The organism is Micrococcus sp. HG099, assembly GCF_024723355.1.
In the GTDB taxonomy this organism is placed as follows: Bacteria; Actinomycetota; Actinomycetes; order Actinomycetales; family Micrococcaceae; genus Micrococcus; species Micrococcus endophyticus.
Genome location: NZ_JANQCJ010000200.1, coordinates 1 through 2,591, shown reverse-complemented (window position 1 = coordinate 2,591; position 2,591 = coordinate 1). Strand labels below are relative to the sequence as shown.

Annotated in this window: 1 protein-coding gene; it reads right to left on the bottom strand. The window is 78.0% G+C overall.

All coding sequences use genetic code 11. The annotated features are described in order from the left end of the window. Positions 1-2,475, bottom strand: a 2,475-nt coding sequence (locus tag NWP10_RS11475) for a non-ribosomal peptide synthetase (protein WP_258300991.1), incomplete at its 3' end; no start/stop codon positions are given. Positions 2,476-2,591 lie beyond the last annotated feature (116 nt).

Below are 2,591 nucleotides of genomic sequence, written 5' to 3'. Positions count from 1 at the left end.
GCGCAGGCGGCCGGCCACCGTGGACCCGGCCTCCACGTGGGCCCCGGCGCCCACGCGGGCGCCGGGCAGCAGCGTGCTGCGGGCCCCCACCACGGCGCCGGCGCCGATGCGCACCTCACCGATCCGGACGACGTCGCCGTCCACCCAGTATCCGGACAGGTCCACCTCGGGCTCGATCGAGGCGCCCTCGCCCACCGTGAGCAGGCCGGTCACCGGCGGAACGCTGTGCAGGTCCACGTCCGGCCCGATGCGGTTGCCGAGCAGCCGCGCGTAGGCGGGCACCCACATCGCGCCGGCCAGGGAGTAGGGGTCCACGACGTCCGTGATCTGCTGGGCCAGCCACAGGCGCAGGTGCACCCGGCCGCCGCGGAGGTGGGAGCCGGGCTCCACGCCGCGCAGCAGCAGGCGCGCCGCCAGGGCCGTCACGAGCATGCGCCCGGGCACCGTGACCACGAGCAGCCCGGCGACCGCCAGGACCCACCAGGGGACGGTCGGCAGCCCGGGGGCCAGCCCCGTGAGGGCGAGCAGGTTCAGCGCCAGCCCCGTCCACACGCCCAGGCGCATCGCGGGCAGCACGAACACGGGCAGTCCCACGAGGGTCTGGGCCCACTGGGTGCGGTGACGGGTGCTCGCCACGTGCCGGTCGTGCACCTCGATGCCGCCGGCCCCGCCGTCCTCGCCGACGACGGCGGCCGCCAGCGCCGAGGCGGTGGGGTTGCGGTAGACGTCCTGGACCGTCACGGCGGGGTGGCGCAGCCGCAGGCGGGCCACGAGCTGCGCGGCGGCGAGGGAGCCGCCGCCGGCCTCGAAGAAGTCGGCGTCCGGGCCGGACGGCGGCGCGCCGAGCACGTCCGCCCACTGGCGCAGCACCCAGCCGTGCGGGGTGGCCTCGTCCGGTTGGGGCGCCTCGTCGTCCGGCTCGGCGCCGGGCAGCGGCCAGGGCAGGGCGTGGCGGTCCACCTTGCCGGAGGTCTTCGTGGGCAGGGCGTCCACGAGGGCGAGGCGGGGCACGAGGGCGGCCGGCAGCTCCTCGGCGAGGCGTTCGCGGGCCAGGTGCAGGTCGAGGTCCGCCTCCGGGTCGGCGGACACGAGGTAGCCGACGAGGATCTGGTGGCCGGCCGGCGTCGTCTGCACGGCGGCCGCGCCGCCGTGCACGCCGGGCAGCGCCTGGAGGGCGGCGTCGACCTCGCCGAGCTCGATGCGCCGCCCGCCCAGCTTCACCTGGTCGTCGGCGCGGCCCACGAACAGCAGGCCCTCGGGCTCGAACACCACCAGGTCGCCGGAGCGGTAGGCCCGCTCCCAGCCGAGGGTCGGCATCGGGGCGTACTTCTCGGCGTCCTTGGCCGGGTCCAGGTAGCGGGCCAGCCCCACGCCGCCGATGATCAGCTCGCCCGTGGCGCCCTCGGCCACCGGCACCCCGGTGGCGGGGTCGACGACGGCCAGGTCCCAGCCGTCCAGCGGCAGGCCGATCCGGACGGGGCCGACGCCGGTCAGCGGCGCGGCGCACGCCACCACGGTGGCCTCGGTGGGGCCGTAGGTGTTCCAGACCTCGCGGCCGTCCTCGGCGAGGCGGGCGGCGAGCTCGGGCGGGCAGGCCTCGCCGCCGAAGATCAGCAGGCGCACGTTGTCCAGCGCCTCGGTGGGCCACATGGCGGCGAGGGTGGGCACGGTGGAGACGGCGGTGATCCGCCGCTCCGCCAGCCACGGGCCGAGGTCCATGCCGGAGCGCACCAGGGAGCGCGGGGCCGGGACGAGGCAGGCGCCGTGCCGCCAGGCCAGCCACATCTCCTCGCACGAGGCGTCGAAGGCCACGGAGAGGCCGGCGAGCACGCGGTCGCCGGGGGCCAGGGGGTCCTCGGCGAGGAAGATCCGCGCCTCCGCGTCCACAAAGGCCGCGGCCGAGCGGTGGCTCACGGCCACGCCCTTGGGGGTGCCGGTGGAGCCGGAGGTGAAGATGACCCACGCGTCGTCCTCGAGCCCGGGGGCGCGGGCCTCCGCGTCCGGGCGGGGCGCGTGGTCGTCGGCGGGGGCGTAGACGCGCTCGTCCGTGAGCACGCCGGCCACGCGGGCCTCGCCGAAGACGAGCCGGGCGCGCTCCTCGGGGTCGTCCGCGTCCACCGGCACGTAGGCGGCGCCGGCGGCGAGCACGCCCAGGATGGACACGTAGAGGGCGGCGGTGCCGGAGGCGATCCGCACGCCCACCCGGTCCCCGGTCCGCACGCCGGCGGCCCACAGGTGCCGTGCGGTCTCGTCGACGCGCGCCTGCAGCTCGGCGTAGGTCAGCGGCTCCACGCCGTCGTCGAGGGCCGGGGCGTCGGGGTGCTCGCGCGCCGTCGCGTCGAACAGCTCGACGAGCGTGCGCGCGGGCGGGGTGCGCAGCGCGCCGGGCAGCTGGGGCGGGTGGACCGCGGCGGCGTCGTCGGCGGGATCGACGGGGTCGGGCGGCGGGACGGACGCGACGGACGGATGGGACACGGGGCCTCCGGGGGACGAGGGCGGCGCGACGGGGAAGGGGCGATCGGCGCGGACCGGGCCGCCGGGGGTCAGTCTAGGCCCGCACCGCAGGCCGGGGTCCGTGGTGAGGGGGTCCG